General features: G+C 53.2%; 20 protein-coding genes and 1 rRNA gene. 13 read left to right on the top strand and 8 right to left on the bottom strand.

Annotated features, from left to right (window positions below):
- Positions 1–99 precede the first annotated feature (99 nt).
- The 8 genes from H0S68_RS19550 to H0S68_RS19515 all read left to right on the top strand — a co-directional run bounded on the left by H0S68_RS19550 (position 100) and on the right by H0S68_RS19515 (position 9,651).
- Positions 100–333, top strand: a complete 234-nt coding sequence (locus tag H0S68_RS19550; protein ID WP_129941008.1) for a glutaredoxin family protein — start codon at positions 100–102, stop codon at positions 331–333.
- 123 nt (positions 334–456) lie between these two features.
- Positions 457–846 (top strand): VOC family protein, encoded by a 390-nt coding sequence (locus H0S68_RS19545; protein ID WP_048759156.1) that lies wholly within the window; start codon positions 457–459, stop codon positions 844–846.
- 89 nt (positions 847–935) lie between these two features.
- The gene (gene cadC / locus H0S68_RS19540; RefSeq protein ID WP_410528971.1) at positions 936–2,492 is read left to right on the top strand and encodes a lysine decarboxylation/transport transcriptional activator CadC; all 1,557 of its coding nucleotides are present in this window, start codon (positions 936–938) and stop codon (positions 2,490–2,492) included.
- Between the two features lie 365 nt (positions 2,493–2,857).
- On the top strand, positions 2,858–4,207 hold the full coding sequence (cadB, locus tag H0S68_RS19535) for a cadaverine/lysine antiporter (RefSeq protein WP_262256114.1): 1,350 nt from the start codon (positions 2,858–2,860) through the stop codon (positions 4,205–4,207).
- An 88-nt stretch (positions 4,208–4,295) separates the two neighbouring features.
- A complete protein-coding gene (locus tag H0S68_RS19530) occupies positions 4,296–6,437 on the top strand; it encodes a lysine decarboxylase CadA (RefSeq protein ID WP_020828344.1) in 2,142 nt (713 codons plus the stop codon).
- A 63-nt stretch (positions 6,438–6,500) separates the two neighbouring features.
- The gene (gene dtpD / locus H0S68_RS19525) at positions 6,501–7,949 is read left to right on the top strand and encodes a dipeptide permease DtpD (protein ID WP_048759154.1); all 1,449 of its coding nucleotides are present in this window, start codon (positions 6,501–6,503) and stop codon (positions 7,947–7,949) included.
- 56 nt (positions 7,950–8,005) lie between these two features.
- Entirely contained in the window at positions 8,006–9,316 is a 1,311-nt protein-coding gene (gene tilS, locus H0S68_RS19520; RefSeq protein ID WP_217331854.1) for a tRNA lysidine(34) synthetase TilS, read from the top strand.
- Between the two features lie 17 nt (positions 9,317–9,333).
- The gene (locus tag H0S68_RS19515; RefSeq protein ID WP_162838000.1) at positions 9,334–9,651 is read left to right on the top strand and encodes a c-type cytochrome; all 318 of its coding nucleotides are present in this window, start codon (positions 9,334–9,336) and stop codon (positions 9,649–9,651) included.
- A 68-nt stretch (positions 9,652–9,719) separates the two neighbouring features.
- Here H0S68_RS19515 and rof read toward each other — a convergent pair whose 3' ends face one another.
- Together rof and H0S68_RS19505 are read right to left on the bottom strand one after the other, a co-directional pair.
- Positions 9,720–9,977 (bottom strand): Rho-binding antiterminator, encoded by a 258-nt coding sequence (gene rof, locus H0S68_RS19510; protein ID WP_230090436.1) that lies wholly within the window; start codon positions 9,975–9,977, stop codon positions 9,720–9,722.
- On the bottom strand, positions 9,970–10,170 hold the full coding sequence (locus H0S68_RS19505) for a YaeP family protein (protein ID WP_041415645.1): 201 nt from the start codon (positions 10,168–10,170) through the stop codon (positions 9,970–9,972). The genes rof and H0S68_RS19505 overlap by 8 nt, the downstream gene beginning before the upstream one ends.
- Positions 10,171–10,374: 204 nt before the next feature.
- Here H0S68_RS19505 and H0S68_RS19500 point away from each other — a divergent pair, with 204 nt between their 5' ends.
- Genes H0S68_RS19500 through nlpE form a run of 3 tightly spaced genes read left to right on the top strand, consistent with a single transcriptional unit; the run spans position 10,375 to position 12,053 of the window.
- Positions 10,375–10,923: a YaeQ family protein gene (locus H0S68_RS19500; RefSeq protein ID WP_020828338.1), complete on the top strand. Its 549-nt coding sequence runs from the start codon at positions 10,375–10,377 to the stop codon at positions 10,921–10,923.
- 3 nt (positions 10,924–10,926) lie between these two features.
- Complete coding sequence (arfB, locus tag H0S68_RS19495; protein ID WP_046372783.1) at positions 10,927–11,340, top strand: alternative ribosome rescue aminoacyl-tRNA hydrolase ArfB; 414 nt, start codon at positions 10,927–10,929, stop codon at positions 11,338–11,340.
- Between the two features lie 29 nt (positions 11,341–11,369).
- Positions 11,370–12,053: an envelope stress response activation lipoprotein NlpE gene (nlpE, locus tag H0S68_RS19490; RefSeq protein ID WP_041414885.1), complete on the top strand. Its 684-nt coding sequence runs from the start codon at positions 11,370–11,372 to the stop codon at positions 12,051–12,053.
- Positions 12,054–12,104: 51 nt separating this feature from the next.
- On the opposite strand, the gene proS is transcribed toward nlpE, so the two are convergent.
- The 6 genes from proS to metN all read right to left on the bottom strand — a co-directional run bounded on the left by proS (position 12,105) and on the right by metN (position 17,878).
- Positions 12,105–13,826: a proline--tRNA ligase gene (proS, locus tag H0S68_RS19485; RefSeq protein WP_046372784.1), complete on the bottom strand. Its 1,722-nt coding sequence runs from the start codon at positions 13,824–13,826 to the stop codon at positions 12,105–12,107.
- Between the two features lie 123 nt (positions 13,827–13,949).
- Entirely contained in the window at positions 13,950–14,657 is a 708-nt protein-coding gene (gene tsaA / locus H0S68_RS19480) for a tRNA (N6-threonylcarbamoyladenosine(37)-N6)-methyltransferase TrmO (RefSeq protein ID WP_020828334.1), read from the bottom strand.
- Positions 14,654–15,058, bottom strand: a complete 405-nt coding sequence (gene rcsF, locus H0S68_RS19475) for an Rcs stress response system protein RcsF (protein WP_020828333.1) — start codon at positions 15,056–15,058, stop codon at positions 14,654–14,656. The genes tsaA and rcsF overlap by 4 nt, the downstream gene beginning before the upstream one ends.
- Positions 15,059–15,324: 266 nt before the next feature.
- A complete protein-coding gene (locus H0S68_RS19470) occupies positions 15,325–16,140 on the bottom strand; it encodes a MetQ/NlpA family lipoprotein (RefSeq protein WP_020828332.1) in 816 nt (271 codons plus the stop codon).
- A gap of 60 nt (positions 16,141–16,200) precedes the next feature.
- Positions 16,201–16,854, bottom strand: a complete 654-nt coding sequence (locus tag H0S68_RS19465; RefSeq protein ID WP_020828331.1) for a methionine ABC transporter permease MetI — start codon at positions 16,852–16,854, stop codon at positions 16,201–16,203.
- Complete coding sequence (gene metN, locus H0S68_RS19460; RefSeq protein ID WP_020828330.1) at positions 16,847–17,878, bottom strand: methionine ABC transporter ATP-binding protein MetN; 1,032 nt, start codon at positions 17,876–17,878, stop codon at positions 16,847–16,849. The genes H0S68_RS19465 and metN overlap by 8 nt, the downstream gene beginning before the upstream one ends.
- Positions 17,879–18,065: 187 nt before the next feature.
- Between metN and gmhB the strand changes: the two genes are divergently transcribed.
- Positions 18,066–18,629: a D-glycero-beta-D-manno-heptose 1,7-bisphosphate 7-phosphatase gene (gene gmhB, locus H0S68_RS19455; RefSeq protein ID WP_048759140.1), complete on the top strand. Its 564-nt coding sequence runs from the start codon at positions 18,066–18,068 to the stop codon at positions 18,627–18,629.
- 407 nt (positions 18,630–19,036) lie between these two features.
- Positions 19,037–20,577, top strand: a 16S ribosomal RNA gene (locus H0S68_RS19450).
- Positions 20,578–20,611: the final 34 nt, after the last annotated feature.

Below are 20,611 nucleotides of genomic sequence, written 5' to 3'. Positions count from 1 at the left end.
GACAAGGCATGGTGGAGGATTTATTGTGCTATTGGTTTCGAATCGAAACTAAATGGGTGCGCAGTTCACCCACAACAGTCAGAACCAAGGAGAATTATCATGACTAAGGCCGTTTTCTATCATGCCGGTTGCCCGGTTTGCGTGAGCGCAGAGCAGCAGTTGTTGGGCCTGCTGAGCCAGGATGTGCAGGTGGACGTGGTTCATCTGGGCGAAACGCCGGCGCGTATCGCCGAAGCCGAAAAAGCCGGGGTGCAGAGCGTCCCTGCATTGGTGGTGGGTGGGCAGGTGCTGCACATCAACTACGGTGCGGCATTGGCGGATCTTAAAGCCTGATCGACCTATTGCATTGCCGATAGCTCAATAAAAGCCCCGTCTTATCCAGCGGGGCTTTTTGCCGTTGACGATACCGCCGCTGCCGGATACCTTGCCTCATCAGACAGACAATGAGGCATCACAATGTTGGCATTACGTCAGGTACACCACATCGCAGTTATAGGCTCAGATTATGCAGCCAGTAAGCATTTTTACTGCGATATTCTGGGGTTCACCCTATTAGGCGAGTTTTACCGTGCGGAGCGCGATTCATGGAAAGCGGATTTGGCGCTCAACGGTCAATACACCATCGAACTGTTTTCCTTCCCGTCACCGCCGGCCCGCGTCAGTCGTCCGGAAGCCTGCGGCTTGCGTCATTTGGCGTTCAGCGTCGACGACATCGAGCAGGCCATCCAGCATTTGCAGAATGCTGGGGTGGATTGCGAACCGGTGCGTATCGATCCTTACACCCAGTCACGTTTCACTTTTTTCAGCGATCCGGATGGGTTACCTCTAGAATTATATGAGCTATGAATGCTTAATCGGGACCAGGCGGCGCAGGCGGCACCCGCATATGCTATCATCCCGCGCTTGCCGCACGCCCCTTTTGAGTTATGTTCACTATGCAAGAGCCTGTTTTTCGCGTTGGAGAATGGTTAGTTACTCCCGCAGACAACAAAATAAGCCGTGACGGGCGCCAACAGACGTTGGAGCCTCGCCTGATCGATATGCTGCAATATTTCGCCCGGCATCCGGATGTGGTGCTGAGCCGAGATGAGCTGATCGATAATGTATGGAAACGCAACATCGTCACCAATCATGTGGTGACCCAGAGTATTTCCGAGCTGCGCAAATACCTGAAAGACGGCGACACCAATAGCCCGGAATACATTATCACCGTACCCAAACGCGGCTATAAGCTGGCTGCACCGGTCATGTGGTGTGAAGGGGACGATGTGGCAACGCCTGCGGTGCCGCAGGTTGCGGTGATCATGCATGAGCCGGAAGATGGCAGCGACGGCAGCGAAGAAGACGAGGTAGCCTATGAGCCGCCCAAACCAACCAAGACAAAAACGCCGTCGGTCACCTCAACCCCCCCTTTTTATCGCCAATCAACATTCTGGGTATGGCTGGCATTTCTTGCTGCGTTGAGCGCCTGTGTGGTGTTTGTTGCCATCGCGACCTTGTCGCAGCGCATACCGGAATCCACCATGCCGGTGCTGATGAACCCCCGTGATATCGACATCCGTATTCAGGGCGGTAACAGTTGCAGCAACTGGACGCCGCAGCTCTCTTATGTAGTTGGCCTGAGTGAAGTGGTGACGGACTCGCTGAATACTTACTCGACCTTCCTGGTGCACGATCAGACTAACTACAACTACACCGGACCCAGCAGTTCAGGTAAGTCTCTGACCATTGAGTTCGTCAATCAGCGCCATTATCGCGCTCAGCAGTGTTTCCTGTCGGTGCGTCTGGTGAACAACGCGGACAGTTCTATCATGTTGGATAAGCGTTACTTTGTGACCGATGACAACCAGCTAAAAATTCAGGAAGATTTCCTCAGCAGTCTGTCTACTGCTCTTAAGCAGCCCTGGCCGCCGCAGTTGCAGCAGCGCCTGACCCAGCTTTTACCGAATTCCGGCCCGGCATTGCAACAGTATTATCAGGCGCACCAACTCTTGATTCAGGGGGATAACGACTCACTGACCCATGCGAGTAATATGCTGGCGGATATGATAAAAATCACGCCGAATTTTATTTATCTCTCTGCAGAAAAAGCGCTGGCCGATTTATTGCGTAACTCTTATCAACCCTTTGACGGCGTACAATTGGCGCAATTGCAGGCAGAAATCACCCGTCTGAATACGCTGCCGGCGTTAAAAGAGAGCCCGATTATTCAGCAAATCCATACAATACAGGCGCTGGGGCAGGGGAATACCGATGAGGCCCACCAGGCAATCAACAGAGGCATCGAATTGCAGATGTCCTGGATGAATTATGTTTTGCTGGGTAAGGTTTATGAAATGCAGGGCAATAACCACCTGGCGGCAGATTCCTATATCACCGCCTTTAATCTTCGTCCTGGAGAAAATACGCTGCATTGGATCAGTAATGCCGTTTTTCACACCTCAATTAACGCCGTCGTTCCCTATCTCAATAACTATACTCAAGGCGAATAACCTTCGATAACACCGCTGACTCAATATCTTGAGTGGCGGTGTTATTTATTGTGCTGATTTTGTTAAATTAAATAAATACATCGGTTGGTGATTTATTCTCTGTTGTTCACGTTTGTAGGTGAAAAATAACACACTTACCATGCTGTTTTTTAATGATATTTATCTTTTCTTGATGCCGTGTTTAGCTATTTATTTGTTAATGGAAAACCTCAAGTTATCATTTGTATGATCATGACCGTAATATCACTTTATCTTTAGGACTTTACTGACGCCATTCTTTAGCATCCTGACCATCAAGTCCGGTCATTAGCAAAACTGCATAACGACCTGGACTTATAAGAAATCAAAATCAGGAGAAACTGACCATGGCTTCATCCAAGAAAATAGGGCTTATTGCCTGCACCGGTGTTGTTGCCGGTAATATGATGGGGAGCGGTATTGCATTATTACCCGCGAACCTGGCAAGTCTCGGATCTATCGCTATTTGGGGATGGGTAATATCCATTATTGGTGCGATGTCGCTGGCCTATGTATATGCTCGCCTGGCCACCAAAAATCCTCAACAGGGCGGTCCCATTGCCTACGCGGGTGAAATTTCCCCGGCGTTTGGTTTCCAAACTGGTGTGCTTTATTACCATGCGAACTGGATCGGTAATTTGGCCATCGGCATCACCGCGGTTTCTTATCTTTCTACCTTCTTCCCTGCACTGAATAATCCGGTACCGGCGGGTATTGCCTGTATTGCTATTGTTTGGGTGTTTACCTTTATTAACCTGCTGGGCGGTTCATGGGTCAGTCGTTTGACGACTATGGGCCTGGTATTGGTGCTGATCCCGGTGATTGTGACTGCGACTGCAGGCTGGCATTGGTTCGACGTTGCAACCTATCAGGCTAACTGGAATACCTCCGGTACCACTGATTTCCATGCCGTAATCAAAAGTATCCTGCTGTGCCTGTGGGCGTTTATCGGCGTGGAATCTGCCGCAGTAAGCACTGGCATGGTGAAAAACCCGAAACGTACCGTACCGCTGGCAACCATGCTGGGGACTGCGCTGGCTGGGATCATCTACGTTGCAGCAACTCAGGTCATCAGCGGTATGTATCCTGCGTCTGAGATGGCTGCTTCCGGTGCACCGTTCGCTATCAGCGCCTCTACCATCATGGGTGGCTGGGCTGCGCCAATGGTTTCTGCCTTCACCGCCTTTGCCTGCCTCACTTCACTTGGTTCCTGGATGATGCTGGTTGGTCAAGCTGGGGTACGTGCCGCCAACGACGGTAACTTCCCGAAAGTTTATGGTGAAGTCGATAAAAACGGCGTGCCGAAAAAAGGCCTGCTGCTGGCAAGCTGCAAAATGACTGCGCTGATGGTGCTGATTACGGCCATGAGCTCCGGCGGCGGTAAAGCTTCCGACCTGTTCGGCATGTTGACCGGTATCGCGGTACTGCTGACCATGCTGCCTTACTTCTACTCCTGCGTAGATCTGATCCGCTTCGAAGGTGTCAATATCCGTAACCTGCTGAGCCTGATTGCCTCGGTGCTGGGTTGTGGCTTCTGCTTCATCGCACTGATGGGTGCCGACTCGTTCGAACTGTCCGGTACCTTCATCATCAGCCTGATCATCCTGATGTTCTACGCCCGCAAAATGAATACCCGTCAGACCGCCAAAGCCAACGGTGTAGCCCTCGACGGCAACACGACGGCCAAAGCGCACTAAGCACGTACTGACCCACTTCTTAATTTAGCCCCTTGCAGTAATTGTCACTCGTGATGGCAAGGGGCTCGCTTTACCTGGAGAAATGATTATGAACGTTATAGCTATCATGAACCACATGGGTGTCTACTTTAAAGAAGAGCCTATCCGCGAACTGCACAAAGCATTGGAAAGCCTGGACTTCCGCGTTGTCTATCCTAACGATCGCGAAGACCTGTTAAAGCTGATCGAGAATAATGCACGCTTGTGCGGGGTGATTTTCGACTGGGATAAATACAACCTCGAGTTGTGTGAAGAAATCAGCCAGTTGAATGAATATATGCCGCTGTATGCATTTGCCAATACGCATTCAACCCTGGATGTCAGCCTGAACGATCTGCGCATGCAGGTGCGTTTCTTTGAATATGCGCTGGGTGCGGCTACCGATATCGCTGCCAAGATCAAACAAAACACCGATGAGTACATCGATACCATCCTGCCACCGCTGACCAAAGCGCTGTTCAAATATGTGCGTGAAGGCAAATACACCTTCTGTACTCCAGGCCACATGGGGGGCACCGCCTTCCAGAAAAGCCCGGTCGGTAGCCTGTTCTACGATTTCTTTGGCGCCAACGCCATGAAGTCCGACATTTCTATTTCGGTTTCCGAACTGGGCTCACTGCTGGACCACACCGGTCCGCACAAAGAAGCTGAAGAGTATATTGCTCGCGTATTCAACGCTGAACGCAGCTATATGGTGACTAACGGCACTTCTACCGCCAACAAAATTGTCGGCATGTACTCCGCACCGGCCGGCAGCACCGTATTGATTGACCGTAACTGCCACAAATCGCTGACCCATCTGATGATGATGAGCGACATTACGCCAATCTACTTCCGCCCAACCCGTAATGCTTACGGCATTCTCGGTGGTATCCCGCAGAGTGAGTTTGCCCGTGACACCATCGCCAAACGTGTTAAAGAAACACCAAACGCGACCTGGCCAGTGCATGCGGTAATCACCAACTCTACCTATGACGGTCTGCTGTACAACACCGATCATATTAAGAACGCGCTGGATGTGAAATCTATTCACTTTGACTCCGCCTGGGTGCCTTACACCAATTTCCACCCGATCTACAAAGGCAAATGCGGCATGAGCGGCGGCCGTGTGGAAGGGAAGGTGATTTATGAAACCCAATCCACCCATAAACTGCTGGCGGCGTTCTCGCAGGCTTCGATGATCCACGTTAAAGGCGATATCAACGAAGAAACCTTCAACGAAGCCTACATGATGCAAACCACCACTTCACCGCACTACGGTATCGTGGCGTCTACCGAAACTGCCGCGGCGATGATGAAAGGCAATGCCGGTAAGCGTTTGATTAACGACTCTATTGAACGTGCTATCAAGTTCCGTAAAGAAATCAAACAGCTGAACGTTGAGTCCGAAGGTTGGTTCTTTGACGTCTGGCAGCCAGAACACATCGATCAGGCTGAATGCTGGCCGCTGAAGTCTGACAACGCCTGGCACGGCTTCAAAAATATCGACGATGAACATATGTATCTCGACCCGATCAAAGTCACTCTCCTGACCCCAGGGATGAGTAAAGAGGGTGAAATGCAGGAGTTTGGTATCCCGGCCAGCCTGGTTGCTAAATACCTGGACGAGCACGGTATCATCGTTGAGAAAACCGGCCCATATAACCTGCTGTTCCTGTTCAGCATCGGTATCGACAAAACCAAAGCCCTCAGCCTGCTGCGCGGCCTGACTGATTTCAAACGTTCGTTCGACCTGAACCTGCGGGTGAAAAACATGCTGCCGTCACTGTACAAAGAGGCGCCTGAGTTTTATGAAAACATGCGCATTCAGGATCTGGCGCAGAACATTCACAACCTGGTGGTTGAGCACAACCTGCCGGATCTGATGTACCGCGCATTTGAAGTGCTGCCAACCCTGGTCATGAACCCGTTCAATGCGTTCCAGAAAGAGCTGCACGGTGAAGTGGAAGAGGTTTATTTGGAAGACATGGTCGGCAAGGTTAATGCCAACATGATCCTGCCATATCCTCCAGGTGTTCCACTGGTGATGCCAGGTGAAATGCTCACCGAAGAAAGCCGTCCGGTACTGGAGTTCCTGCAAATGCTGTGCGAAATCGGCGCACATTATCCGGGCTTCGAAACTGATATCCACGGCGCTTACCGTCAGGCGGATGGACGTTACACCGTGAAGGTGTTGAAAAACGATAAATAACTGAAATAACGGGGAGGCGTTTACGCCTCCCTTTTGTCGTTCACCGACTGATGGGAGAAAACCATGAAAACACCCTCACAGCCGCGCGCAATCTACTATGTCGTAGCCATACAAATTTGGGAATATTTCAGCTTTTACGGCATGCGTGCATTACTTATTCTCTATCTTACTCATCAACTTGGTTATTCCGATAGCCGCGCTATCAGCCTTTATAGCGCCTATGCCTCTCTGGTTTACGTCACGCCGATCCTGGGCGGCCTGCTTGCCGATCGCCTGCTGGGCAACCGCGTTGCGGTAATCGCCGGGGCGGTACTGATGACGCTGGGCCACATTGTCCTCGGTCTGAGCGCCGTCTCGACACATTCACTCTATCTGGCCCTGGCGATCATCATCTGCGGCTACGGCCTGTTCAAATCCAATATCAGCTGCCTGCTGGGCGAGTTATACCAACCGCAAGACTCGCGCCGTGAAGGGGGCTTTTCACTACTGTATGCCGCCGGCAACGTGGGGTCGATTCTGGCACCCATCGCTTGTGGGCTGGCGGCAGAGCGTTATGGCTGGCACGTCGGTTTTGCGCTGGCGGGGATCGGCATGCTGGCAGGGCTGGCCATCTTCCTGTTTGGCAGCCGTCATTTCACCCACACACGCGGGGTGGATCGTGCGCAGATGTGCGCCAACACCCTGAAGGTACCGAACTGGGTGTGGCTAAGCGCCATGCTGTTGTTGGCCCCCTTGTTCTTTACCTCGCTGTTTATTTACGGTCTGGCGGGACAATTACTGATGCTGGTGTGTGCTGCTGCGGTGGTAATGGTGGCGCGGATTATGATCCGGGCTACGAGAGAGCAACGCCGTGGACTGTGGCAGATCGTTATGCTGATGCTGCTGGGTACTTTGTTTTGGGCTTTCGCTCAGCAGGGCGGTAGCTCCATCAGCCTGTTTATCGATCACTATGTCGATCGCCAATGGTTTTCCTGGACGGTGCCGACGGCTTTATTCCAGTCAGTTAATGCCTTTGCCGTGATGTTTGGCGGTGTGATGCTGGCCTGGCTTGTACGAGGCAACGGCAGCGGTAGCCGTACGCTGCGCATTTGGGGGAAATTCGCCTTCGGCTTGCTGCTGATAGGCGTCGGTTTCACCCTGATGGCGCTGAATGCTCGCTACGGTCAGGGATCGATGTTCCTGATGATCGCCGGGCTTTCCGTGATGGGGCTGGCCGAATTGTTCATCGACCCGGTCGCCATGGCGCAAATCACCCGGTTGAATATCCCAGGCGCTACCGGGGTACTGACGGGCATCTATATGCTGACCACCGGCTCGATAGCAAATTATCTGGCGGGCATTATCGCGGGGCAAACAGCGGAAGATCCGGCAACCGGAGCGACCGCACAGGCCTACGCGCACCTGTTCTCGCAAATCGGCTGGTGGGCATTGGGTTGTACTGCTGCAGTGATTGCGGTGTTGGCCATGTGGTGGTTGCTGACCGGCCGCCACCTGCGTGCGGTTAATGCTTGATTGATGGTATTGCGGGGGGTAACGTGCAGCTATCTGGACGTTATTAAGCCTAATCAATGAATAGCAATCAATTATCTGGACAGCTAGCCCGTCAGCTGGGAGCGCGCCGGCACTTGCTGGTGGCATTCAGCGGCGGGCTGGATTCCAGCGTACTGCTGCACTTGCTGGTGCAGTTGCGTCAACAGCTGCCGGAGTTGCAGCTACGCGCGGTGCACGTGCACCACGGCCTGAGTTCTTTTGCCGATCGGTGGGTAGAGCACTGTCGCCAACAATGTGCCGCCTGGCAACTGCCATTGGTGGTGCAATATGTGCAGGTTGACGGCCGTCAGGACGGCATCGAAGCCGCGGCCCGGGCGGCGCGCTATTCCGCTTTTGCTGCCACGCTGGCCGTGGATGAAACCTTGCTCACCGCGCAACACCTTGACGATCAATGTGAAACCTTTCTTTTGGCGTTAAAGCGCGGCAGCGGCCCGGCGGGCCTGTCGGCAATGGCTGCGCAAACCTCATTGGGAAATAACGGCTTGTTACGCCCATTGCTGGGCAGTACCCGGCAGCAGTTGGAAGCCTATGCCCAGCAGCATCAGCTCAGTTGGATTGAAGATGACAGTAACCAGGACTCGCGCTTCGATCGCAATTTTCTGCGCCTGCAGGTATTGCCACTGTTGAATCAGCGCTGGCCGCATTTTGCCGCTGCGACGGCGCGTAGTGCCAGCCTGTGTGCTGAGCAAGAGCAACTGTTGAATGAGCTGCTGGCAGAGCAGTTGCACTCGCTGCTCGATGAAGAAAGTGCGCTGGCGATTGACGGTTTGTTGGGATGCTCGCCGGCCCGACGTTTTGCTTTGTTACGCCGTTGGATCGCAGGATGTGGCGCAAGCATGCCCTCACGCGAACAGTTGCAGCGTCTGTGGGACGAAGTGGCGCTCAGCCGTGAAGATGCCGAACCTCAGCTACAGCTGGGGCAATATCAGATCCGCCGTTTCCGTCGGCGCCTATACCTGTTGCCATTGATGGCCGATCTGCGTCAAACCTGCCTGGAGTGGTCGTTGACAGAGCCGCTGATATTGCCGGATGGCCTGGGTGAGCTGGTGAGTGGGGAAGGCGATATTGTCCTGCGCGCTCCGCAGCCACTGCAAAAAGTGAGCGTTCGCTTTAGCGCTCAGGGCAAGCTCCGCATCCTGGGGCGCACGCATTCCCGGCCGATCAAAAAACTGTGGCAAGAGTTGGGTATTCCACCGTGGCAGCGTGAGCGTACTCCTTTGATCTATTATGATGACCAACTTATCGCGGCGCTGGGCGTTTTTGTCAGTGAGGCCGGACAACCCGCCGAGGGGCAGCAACCCCTGCGGCTGCAGTGGCGTAAAAAATAATAAGAGCGTAAGGAGCAATGATGAAATTTGTGAGCGCAATAGCGGTGTTGGTTGGTTTGTGCAGTTTGCCGGCCATGGCGGCGGGGGATGCGGCGGCAGGCAAGGATAAATCCGCCAGTTGCATGGCATGCCACGGCGCCGAAGGGAAGGTCTCGGTGCCAATGTATCCTAATCTGGCTGGGCAAAACGCCATGTACCTGGAGCATGCGCTGCAGGCTTATAAGAAAGGCGAACGTAACGGTGGCCAGGCAGAGGTGATGAAAGCCTATGTTTCAGCGCTGTCCGATGACGATATTGCCGATCTGGCAGCTTACTATGCCAGCCTTAAACCCTAACCAGCCTGAAGCTCTAAATGACGAGGGCAGCCGTTGGGCTGCCCTGTTGGGATGGCGTTACCGAAAAATCAGTCAGACAGGCTGACGACCACGGTACCGATTTCCGGATGACTGAAACTGAGGATGTGATCCAGACGCAAGCTGAGAGCATTGCCGGCCTGATCGATAATCAGATACTCAACGCCCTTGGTAAATTTCAGCTCGGTGGCTTTGCCTTCGAGTTTATCTCCGTCGCGTAACTCCAGCTTCAGTATGTAGTTATGCTGACAGGCGAGTTCCAGGCTTTCATAGTCATCGCAATTGATGGATTGGTACTCATCATTCATCAACATAGTCGCTCACCAATAAGTTAGCGGCAGCAAAAGCCGCCTGTTCCCTAACGGAGGACGGTAGCGCGTTATCCGCAGCAACTTCGTCCAATGCCTTTAATACACATGCTAACGCATCAGGCACGTAGCCGCGATCACCACTGCCAATCTCGGCGTAAAAACGGCGTACTAACTCACAGTATTGTTGCACAGTTTCCTCCCTTAAGAACCTCTGCGTCATCGAAACCCTTTAGCGATGAGGCGCAGGCTCTCGGAGCTTGACTCTATCCTAGACGACTATAGCACAGCTATTCTGGAGTTATTAGCACCTGCGCGCGGCTTTCGCACTGCGCTTTGCCTGGCAGCGGTTGGGCCAAATCAAGTACACTGTCGCCTGATAATTATGAGGTCACCCATGGCGCTGAAAGCTACCATTTATAAAGCCACGGTCAATATCGCTGATATGGATCGTCATTTCTACCACGACGCCACGCTTACCCTGGCCCAACACCCTTCCGAAACCGAACAGCGCATGATGCTGCGCCTGCTGGCCTGGATTTGCCACGCCGACGAGCGCCTGGTATTCACCAAAGGCCTGAGTGCTGAAGATGAACCGGAAATCTGGCAGCGTAATGACCATAACGGGCTGGAAATGTGGATCGAAATGGGTCTGCCTGATGAGAAGCGCATCAAGAAAGCCTGTAATCAGTCTCCGCGAGTGGTGCTTTACGCCTACGGGGAACGTGCCGGCCACGTATGGTGGCAATCGATGCAGAGCAAAGTGGCAAACCACAAAAACCTAAGCATCCGTTTCCTGGATGATGAACAATTAAGCAAGCTGGCGGCCTTGGCCAGCCGTAATATGACGTTGCAGGCCACACTCCAAGAGGGAACTATCTGGCTTTCTGACGCTCAGAATAGTCTGGAAATCCAATTTGCCGAATGGCAACAGGCGCAGGTGTGATCGGTGCTGGAACTGTCGAGAAGCGTTGCCATACCGGATAACGAGCTGGAATTGACGGCGATCCGCGCGCAGGGTGCGGGTGGCCAGCACGTGAACAAAGCCTCAACGGCCATCCATTTGCGCTTTGACATCCGGGCATCCAGCCTGCCAGAGTATTATAAGGAAAGGCTGCTGGCCCTGAATAATCATTTAATTACCGCCGATGGGGTGGTGATTATTAAAGCGCAGGAATATCGCAGCCAGGAATTAAACCGTGAGGCGGCGTTGGCCAGATTGGTGGCGCTGATTCAGCAGGCGATGGTGGTGGAAAAAGCGCGCAGAGCGACCAAGCCCACGAAAGGGGCTAAATTACGTCGGCTGGAAGGCAAAGTACGTAAAGGCGCAACGAAAGCGCTGCGCGGCAAAATCCGCACTTAAGGATACATGGACACAGTAGGAGAATAGCTGTGAAGAAAATAACAATAGCCCTGTTTTTAGCGGCAGGGGCACTCTCATTATTGGGATGTAATAATCAGTATCAGCCAAAGGAACAGCCTCTTCAGGCAATGCAGCAAAGTTATCAGGGCGTGTTGCCTTGTGCAGACTGCGGCGGCCTGGATACTTCGCTGTTCCTGGATGAAGACGGCACTTTCGTGCTGCAGGAAACCTATCGTGATACCAAAGACGGCGACCAGACTTTCGCTGACTACGGTAAGTGGGCACGAACCGCCGATAAGCTGGTGCTGACGGACAGCCGTGGCGACAAACGCTATTTCCGGCCCGCAGGCAAGAGCCTGGAAATGCTGGATCAAAGCGGTGCGATTATCGAGTCCAAATTGAATTATCGTCTGGATCCGGTAGAGAAAGCCTTGCCTAAAACGCCGATGGCGCTGAAAGGCAGCTACACCTACATGGCGGATGCGGCGGTGTTTAAAGACTGCGCCACGGGCAAGACGTTCCCGGTAGACAATACCATTGCGTTGGAACAAGGGTATGCCAAAGCCTACAAAACGCCGGGTGAACCGGTCTTCCTGACGTTGAATGGCCACTTCAGTGTTCAGCCGTCAATGGAAGAAGGGCAGACTGAAAAGGCGCTGGTGCCGGACGGTAAACTCGTTTTCGACCGCAGCAAAAATTGCGACAGCAAATAACGACCATAAAAAAACCCGCCTAGGCGGGTTTTTGCTTTCTGTCTCTGCGGATCAGCGTTTGATCTGCCCCAGCAGGAAATCAACGATTTCGCCGGTTTTGATCATTTGCTTCTCGCCGACACGGCGGTTTTTGTACTCAATCTCTTCGCTGTCGAGGTTACGGTCGCCGATAACGATAGAGTGCGGCACGCCAATCAGTTCCATATCCGCGAACATCACGCCTGGACGTTCTTTACGGTCATCGAGGATCACGTCGATGCCATGGGAACGCAGGGTGTTGTACAGCTCTTCCGCCAGCGCCTGCACGCGGAAGGACTTGTGCATATTCATTGGCAGAATGGCGACCTGGAACGGGGCGATAGCATCTGGCCAGATGATGCCGCGATCGTCATGATTCTGTTCGATAGCTGCAGCCACCACGCGAGTGACCCCAATACCGTAGCAGCCCATGGTCAGGACCTGATTACGGCCGTCTTCGCCCTGAACCGTCGCCTTCATTGCTTCAGAGTACTTGGTGCCGAGTTGGAAGATATGGCCGACTTCGATACCGCGTTTGATCAGCAATGTCCCTTTACCGTCCGGGCTGGTATCGCCATCGACCACGTTACGGATATCAGCAACCTGCTGTGGCAGCGGCAAATCACGCTCCCAGTTGATACCGAAGTAGTGTTTACCGTCAATGTTGGCACCGGCGCCAAAATCGCTCATCGCTGCGACGCTGCGGTCGGCTACGACCGGAACCTGCAGATTGACCGGGCCGAGTGAACCCGGGCCTGCACCAACGATGGCGCGGATCTCTTCTTCGGTGGCGAAGGTCAGTGGAACGGCAACCTGTGGCAGCTTCTCGGCTTTCACTTCATTCAGTTCGTGATCGCCACGCACCAGCAGAGCAACCAGCTTGTGGCCACTTTCTTCTTTAGCGCGAACCAGCAGCGTTTTGACCGTTTTCTCGATAGGCAGTTGGAATTGCTCTACCAGCTCGGCGATGGTCTTGGCATTCGGCGTATCTACAATGCGCAGTTCTTCGCTGGCTGCGGCACGTGGCTGAGCCGGGGCAACCGCTTCTGCCAGTTCGATATTGGCAGCAAAGTCGGAACCGGTGGAAAACACGATATCGTCTTCACCGCTGTCGGCCAGTACCTGGAACTCGTGTGAGGCGCTACCGCCGATAGAGCCGGTATCGGCATCCACCGCACGGAAGTCCAGACCCATGCGGCTGAAGATTTTGCTGTAGGCTTCGTACATCGCATCGTAAGTCGCCTGCAGAGATTCCTGCGAGGTATGGAACGAGTACGCGTCCTTCATCAGGAATTCACGCGAACGCATCACGCCGAAACGAGGGCGGACTTCATCGCGGAACTTGGTCTGAATCTGGAAGAAGTTCAGCGGAAGTTGCTTGTAAGAGCTGATTTCGTTGCGGATCAGATCGGTGATCACTTCTTCGTGCGTTGGACCCAGTACGAATGGGCGATCGCCGCGATCGACAAAGCGCAGCAGTTCAGGACCGTACTGCTCCCAACGGCCACTTTCCTGCCACAGATCGGCAGGCTGTACTACCGGCATGCAAACTTCGATCGCGTTAGCATTGTTCATTTCTTCGCGAACGATGTTTTCAACCTTTTTCAGAACGCGCAGGCCGGTAGGCAACCAGGTATAAAGACCGGAGGCAAGCTTGCGAATCATCCCGGCGCGCAGCATCAGCTGGTGGCTGATCACTTCGGCATCGGCAGGTGTCTCCTTCAGAGTGGAGAGCAGATATTGGCTAGTACGCATGGTGTTTTGGTTCCGTTAGAACTGCAAATTGCAACCGGCTGCCAGTAGTAGGGCAGCCAAAATTTTCGAAAGTGATTTAGTTTACCAGTGCGAGCAGGTTGTCAAAAGAGAGACGGTGGAATTTTAACGCAGGTCGAGTGACAACACCTCGGTTTGCTGATCCACCACCCGCCAGCGCACGTTGAAATCCAGCAGCCAGACGGCATAATCCCGTTCCGCCTGTTGCCCCTTGCGGTAAGCCGGACGCGGATCCTGAGCCAGCACCTGAGTGATAAACCGACGAAGCTGCGGATAACGCTGCTGATGTTGCAGCAACTGCTGTTCCGCCTCGGCCGTAAAGCTCACCGGCATATCGCCGGCTGGTGCGGCTTGGGCAAATCCGGCGCGTGCCTGCGGCTGGCTTTCGGCAAACGGCAGGTAAGGTTTGATATCTACCACCGGCGTGCCGTCAACCAGATCGAGACTGCCTAATTCCAGTACTACCTCAGCGCCTTGAATGCGCACGCCTTTTAATTCGATCAGCGACATGCCGAGCGGGTTGGGGCGAAAGGTCGAGCGGGTTGCGAAGACGCCCATCCGGGCATTACCGCCCAGACGAGGAGGGCGAACGGTTGGCCGCCAGCCACCTTCCAGGGTTTGATGGAAAATGAACATTACCCAAAGATGGCTGAAGTCGCTAAGGCCGCGTATTGCTTCCGGCTGGTTATAAGGAGGCAGCAGCACCAGTTCGCCGCCACCGTCTTCGACTAACCCCGGCTGGCGGGGTACGGCGAATTTTTCTTTATACGGTGAACGAATAGTGCCGATCTGATTGAAAACAAACTCGGTCATTTGGACGAAACGTTAAGCGCAGAGCCCTGGCAAATGGCCTGTTGGTAACAGCCGGCAACGCCGCTGACAATCTGGCAGTCATGCAGCAGCACGGCATTGGCCTTCATGTAGGACGCGCGAATTTGCATACGCTTACGGGCGGTGGCCAGATTAGGTGGGGAATCCTGTACTGTCGTCTGGCAAGATTCGCCGGAGACTTCACCCAGATCGCGGAATGGCTTACCTACTAATTCTTCTGCACTTTTGTACAGTTTAACCGGTGCCGGACGTGCTGCTGGCGTGGTTTTTGCTGGTGTGGTCGAGACCGGTTTGCTGGTGCTGCTTGTTGAAGGTGGCGCGAAACGCTGCGACGAACACCCTGCAAGCGCGAGCGCTAACAAACAGAGAGGTAAAGCACGCATTGAGATTCCTCTGCCTTGATGGAATATGTGAGTGGCGCTATTGAAGCAATCTATGGTGGAAATAACAAGACGGGCCGGAGCCCGTCTAGATTTCTGACAAACACCCGAAAAACGTGGTTTTCGGGTGTTTGGGGTAATGCAGAGAATATAATCCTTTGTTTTTATTAGTACTAAATGGTTGCATTAGTCGCAAAGGATTTTATTAACAGTGTCTGACGGGCCGGAGCCCGTCTTGCAATTATAGGAATAAATTCGGTAATTAATGATTACCAGCCTTTAACTGCACCACCGTTAAAGATTTTGTTGGCTGCTTCGTTCACTTCGTCAGACTGATAGGCCTGAACGAATTTCTTCACGTTTTCCGCGTCTTTATTGTCTTCGCGGGCAACCAGCAGGTTCACGTAAGGTGAATCTTTATCTTCAACAAACAGGCCGTCTTTTGCCGGTGTCAGGCCAATCTGGCTGGCGTAAGTGGTGTTGATCACCGCCAGCGCGATTTGCTGATCGTCCAGCGAGCGTGGCAGTTGCGGCGCTTCCAGCTCGACCAGCTTCAGGTTTTTCGGGTTTTCAGTCACGTCCAGCACGGTTGGCAGCAGGCCAACACCGTCTTTCAGTTTGATCAGGTTAACCTTCTGCAGCAGCAGCAGGGAGCGGCCCAGATTGGTGGGATCGTTTGGCAGCGCAACCTGAGAACCGTCTTTCAGTTCGTCCAGAGATTTGATCTTCTTGGAGTAACCGGCAATCGGGTAAACGAAGGTGTTGCCGACCGGTACCAACTTATAGCCGCGATCTTTGATCTGCTGATCCAGATACGGTTTGTGCTGGAAGGCGTTCAAATCGATGTCGCCTTTACTCAGTGCTTCGTTCGGCAGCACGTAGTCGTTGAAGGTCACCAGTTCGACGTCCAGACCGTATTTTTCTTTCGCCACTTTTTGCGCGATTTCAGCAACCTGCTGCTCAGCACCGACAATGACGCCGATTTTGATATGGTTCGGATCTTTTTCTTCCTGACCGCAGCCTGCCAGAGCCAGAGTACCGATCAGTGCGCCGATTGCCGCGATGGATTTAAATTTTAACGACATATCCCTTCCTCATTAGACTCGCATTTGAAATACGCTGTGTGAGCGCAGTTGCTGTAAAAACTATTTATGGGTGACGGCTTTGACGATCCGATCACCGCAGAACTGAATCAGATAGACCAGCACCACCAGTAATACTAATACGGTATTCATTACTGTGGCGTTATAACCTATATAACCGTACTGATAACCGATCTGCCCCAGCCCGCCGGCACCTACCGCACCGCCCATGGCGGAGTAACCCACCAACGTGATCAAGGTGATGGTGGCAGCATTGACCAGGCCCGGCAGGGCTTCCGGCAGCAGTACCTTTTTGATGATTTGCATCGGGGTTGCGCCCATTGCGCGGGCAGCTTCCACCAGGCCAGAAGGGATCTCCAGCAGGGCGTTTTCTACCATACGGGCGATAAAGGGCGCTGCGCCGACCGTCAGCGGCACGATAGCCGCCTGCAGGCCGATAGAGGTACCGACGATCATCCGCGTAAAGGGAATCATCCACACCAGCAGGATAATGAACGGAATGGAACGGAACACGTTCACTAACCCGGACAGCGTCCTGTATAGCGTATTGTTGGCGGCGATTTGCCCCGGGCGAGTCACATACAACAGCACACCAACCGGCAAGCCAAGTACGAAACCGAAGAAGCCGGAGACAAAGGTCATCATGACGGTTTCCCACACGCCGCGCGCCATTAGCCAAATCATTGCCTCAGACATAACCCAGAACCTCTACTTTTACCTGATTTTCCTGCAGGAACTTAATCGTTGCCAGCGCATCTTCATCGCTGCCGTGCAGCTCTGCCAGCATCACGCCGAATTTAACGCCGCCGGCGTAATCCATCTGGGCGCTGATGATATTGTTGTTGACGTTGAAACGGCGAGCCGCTTCTGACAGCAGCGGCGCATCAACGGACTGGCCGGTGAATTCCAAACGCAACAGCGGCTGACGGCCACCGCTGCGTTCCGGAGCCAGACGCTTGGCATAATCATCGGGGATATCCAGATGCAATGTGGATTGAATGAACTGCTGGGCCAACGGCGTTTTCGGATGAGAGAACACTTCGCTGACGCTGTCTTTTTCAATCAACTGCCCCTGGCTGATGACCGCAACCTGATCGCAGATGCGTTTCACCACGTCCATTTCATGGGTGATCAACAGGATGGTCAGGCCGAGACGACGATTAATGTCTTTCAGCAGTTCCAGAATGGAACGGGTAGTGGCTGGATCCAATGCGCTGGTGGCTTCGTCACACAGCAGGACTTTCGGTTGGCTTGCCAGCGCACGGGCAATCGCCACGCGTTGCTTCTGGCCGCCGGACAGATTGGCCGGGTAGGCGTCGTGTTTGTCCGACAACCCGACCAGTTCCAGCAATTCGGTTACGCGCTTTTTGATTTCAGCCCGTGGGGTGTTGTCCAGCTCCAGCGGCAGCGCAACGTTGCCAAATACCGTGCGGGAAGAAAGCAGGTTGAAGTGTTGGAAGATCATGCCGATTTGGCGGCGTGCGCGTGTCAGTTCGCTTTCAGACAGCGAGGTCAGATCCTGTCCGTCAACCAACACCTGGCCGGAAGTCGGGCGCTCAAGCATGTTGGCGCAGCGGATCAGCGTACTTTTACCGGCGCCTGATGCACCGATAACGCCATAAATTTGCCCGGCAGGGACGTGAAGAGTCACGTCAGAGAGCGCGCTAATGGTGCGCGAACCCTGCTGGAACACTTTGGTGATGTTAGAAAGTTTAATCATATTCTTCTTATTTTAGCGTGGTTGCCCGTGGCTAGATAAAAGTAAACCTTGGCGTGGACCAAGGTATAAATCAGATGTTAAGGCGTCTAGACGTCTAAGTCAACGATCAACGCTGTTCTCTGCCGTTCTCAGTACCGGGTAAAACATGCGATACTGTCCGGGTTTTCAGGCCCTCAGGAGCAAACCGGTGACACAAAGCGTTCCAGCAATTTTCCTCGATCGTGACGGCACGATTAATGTCGATCATGGCTACGTCCATGAAATCGATAATTTCCACTTTATAGATGGCGTGATCGACGCCTGTCGCGAACTTAAAAAGATGGGCTTTGCTTTAGTATTGGTGACCAACCAGTCTGGCATTGCGCGTGGCAAGTTCAGCGAAGACCAATTTATGTACCTGACGGAGTGGATGGATTGGTCGCTGGCCGATCGCGATGTTGACCTGGACGGTATCTATTTCTGTCCGCATCATCCTGAAGCAGTAATAGAAGAGTACCGCCAGACATGCGACTGCCGTAAACCTGAGCCGGGCATGCTGTTGCAAGCGCAGCAAGAATTGAACATTGATATGGCCGCTTCTTATATGGTGGGTGACAAACCGGAAGATATGCAGGCGGCAATAGCGGCAGGTGTCGGTACTAAAGTTCTGGTGCGCACCGGTAAGCCGGTCACTGAACAAGGTGAGAAACTGGCGGATTGGGTGCTAAATAGCCTGGCAGACCTGCCAGAAGCCATCAAAAAGCGGGTTTAATAGACGTTGTGCATGAATAGTGAGCTGTCAGATAAAAAGTGAATATTAATCCTTGTCATTCTGAACCGGCTCCCTATAATGCGCCTCCATCGACACGGAACATGTGAACAACTTCACAGAGTCTCCGGGGTTCGAAGAGAAAAAATCCTGAAATTTAGGGGTTGACTCTGAAAGAGGAAAGCGTATTATACGCCACCTCGAGATAGCAAGCTACGGCGGCTAACTCACTGCTCTTTAACAATTTATCAGACAATCTGTGTGGGCACTCCACAAGACGATATCCAGAACCTTCGGGTTCAAAAAAATATCAAGTCTTGAAGAGTGACCAAGCAGTAATTCATTTAGTTGAATTATTACGAAAGTTAATTTTCGAGCATCGCTTCACGAGTTGAAGCAAATCAAGCTTTTAATTGAAGAGTTTGATCATGGCTCAGATTGAACGCTGGCGGCAGGCCTAACACATGCAAGTCGAGCGGTAGCACAGGGAGCTTGCTCCTGGGTGACGAGCGGCGGACGGGTGAGTAATGTCTGGGAAACTGCCTGATGGAGGGGGATAACTACTGGAAACGGTAGCTAATACCGCATAACGTCTACGGACCAAAGTGGGGGACCTTCGGGCCTCATGCCATCAGATGTGCCCAGATGGGATTAGCTAGTAGGTGGGGTAATGGCTCACCTAGGCGACGATCCCTAGCTGGTCTGAGAGGATGACCAGCCACACTGGAACTGAGACACGGTCCAGACTCCTACGGGAGGCAGCAGTGGGGAATATTGCACAATGGGCGCAAGCCTGATGCAGCCATGCCGCGTGTGTGAAGAAGGCCTTCGGGTTGTAAAGCACTTTCAGCGAGGAGGAAGGGTAGTGTGTTAATAGCACATTGCATTGACGTTACTCGCAGAAGAAGCACCGGCTAACTCCGTGCCAGCAGCCGCGGTAATACGGAGGGTGCAAGCGTTAATCGGAATTACTGGGCGTAAAGCGCACGCAGGCGGTTTGTTAAGTCAGATGTGAAATCCCCGCGCTTAACGTGGGAACTGCATTTGAAACTGGCAAGCTAGAGTCTTGTAGAGGGGGGTAGAATTCCAGGTGTAGCGGTGAAATGCGTAGAGATCTGGAGGAATACCGGTGGCGAAGGCGGCCCCCTGGACAAAGACTGACGCTCAGGTGCGAAAGCGTGGGGAGCAAACAGGATTAGATACCCTGGTAGTCCACGCTGTAAACGATGTCGACTTGGAGGTTGTGCCCTTGAGGTGTGGCTTCCGGAGCTAACGCGTTAAGTCGACCGCCTGGGGAGTACGGCCGCAAGGTTAAAACTCAAATGAATTGACGGGGGCCCGCACAAGCGGTGGAGCATGTGGTTTAATTCGATGCAACGCGAAGAACCTTACCTACTCTTGACATCCAGAGAATTCGCTAGAGATAGCTTAGTGCCTTCGGGAACTCTGAGACAGGTGCTGCATGGCTGTCGTCAGCTCGTGTTGTGAAATGTTGGGTTAAGTCCCGCAACGAGCGCAACCCTTATCCTTTGTTGCCAGCGCGTAATGGCGGGAACTCAAAGGAGACTGCCGGTGATAAACCGGAGGAAGGTGGGGATGACGTCAAGTCATCATGGCCCTTACGAGTAGGGCTACACACGTGCTACAATGGCGTATACAAAGAGAAGCGAACTCGCGAGAGCAAGCGGACCTCATAAAGTACGTCGTAGTCCGGATCGGAGTCTGCAACTCGACTCCGTGAAGTCGGAATCGCTAGTAATCGTAGATCAGAATGCTACGGTGAATACGTTCCCGGGCCTTGTACACACCGCCCGTCACACCATGGGAGTGGGTTGCAAAAGAAGTAGGTAGCTTAACCTTCGGGAGGGCGCTTACCACTTTGTGATTCATGACTGGGGTGAAGTCGTAACAAGGTAACCGTAGGGGAACCTGCGGTTGGATCACCTCCTTACCTAATGATATTGATTCGCGTGAAGTGCTCACAC

Origin of the sequence: Serratia sp. AXJ-M, assembly GCF_046531865.1 — a bacterium.
GTDB classification, from domain to species: domain Bacteria; phylum Pseudomonadota; class Gammaproteobacteria; order Enterobacterales; family Enterobacteriaceae; genus Serratia; species Serratia liquefaciens.
The sequence above is the reverse complement of the archived record's forward strand: the minus strand, read 5'-3'. Positions and strand labels throughout refer to the sequence as shown.

Coding starts and splice junctions, on each gene's coding strand:
- H0S68_RS19550 (WP_129941008.1), top strand. CDS start 100: ATGACTAAGGCCGTTTTCTATCATGCCGGTTGCCCGGTTTGCGTGAGC.
- H0S68_RS19545 (WP_048759156.1), top strand. CDS start 457: ATGTTGGCATTACGTCAGGTACACCACATCGCAGTTATAGGCTCAGAT.
- cadC (WP_410528971.1), top strand. CDS start 936: ATGCAAGAGCCTGTTTTTCGCGTTGGAGAATGGTTAGTTACTCCCGCA.
- cadB (WP_262256114.1), top strand. CDS start 2,858: ATGGCTTCATCCAAGAAAATAGGGCTTATTGCCTGCACCGGTGTTGTT.
- H0S68_RS19530 (WP_020828344.1), top strand. CDS start 4,296: ATGAACGTTATAGCTATCATGAACCACATGGGTGTCTACTTTAAAGAA.
- dtpD (WP_048759154.1), top strand. CDS start 6,501: ATGAAAACACCCTCACAGCCGCGCGCAATCTACTATGTCGTAGCCATA.
- tilS (WP_217331854.1), top strand. CDS start 8,006: ATGAATAGCAATCAATTATCTGGACAGCTAGCCCGTCAGCTGGGAGCG.
- H0S68_RS19515 (WP_162838000.1), top strand. CDS start 9,334: ATGATGAAATTTGTGAGCGCAATAGCGGTGTTGGTTGGTTTGTGCAGT.
- rof (WP_230090436.1), bottom strand. CDS start 9,977: ATGAATGATGAGTACCAATCCATCAATTGCGATGACTATGAAAGCCTG.
- H0S68_RS19500 (WP_020828338.1), top strand. CDS start 10,375: ATGGCGCTGAAAGCTACCATTTATAAAGCCACGGTCAATATCGCTGAT.
- proS (WP_046372784.1), bottom strand. CDS start 13,826: ATGCGTACTAGCCAATATCTGCTCTCCACTCTGAAGGAGACACCTGCC.
- tsaA (WP_020828334.1), bottom strand. CDS start 14,657: ATGACCGAGTTTGTTTTCAATCAGATCGGCACTATTCGTTCACCGTAT.
- rcsF (WP_020828333.1), bottom strand. CDS start 15,058: ATGCGTGCTTTACCTCTCTGTTTGTTAGCGCTCGCGCTTGCAGGGTGT.
- H0S68_RS19470 (WP_020828332.1), bottom strand. CDS start 16,140: ATGTCGTTAAAATTTAAATCCATCGCGGCAATCGGCGCACTGATCGGT.
- H0S68_RS19465 (WP_020828331.1), bottom strand. CDS start 16,854: ATGTCTGAGGCAATGATTTGGCTAATGGCGCGCGGCGTGTGGGAAACC.
- metN (WP_020828330.1), bottom strand. CDS start 17,878: ATGATTAAACTTTCTAACATCACCAAAGTGTTCCAGCAGGGTTCGCGC.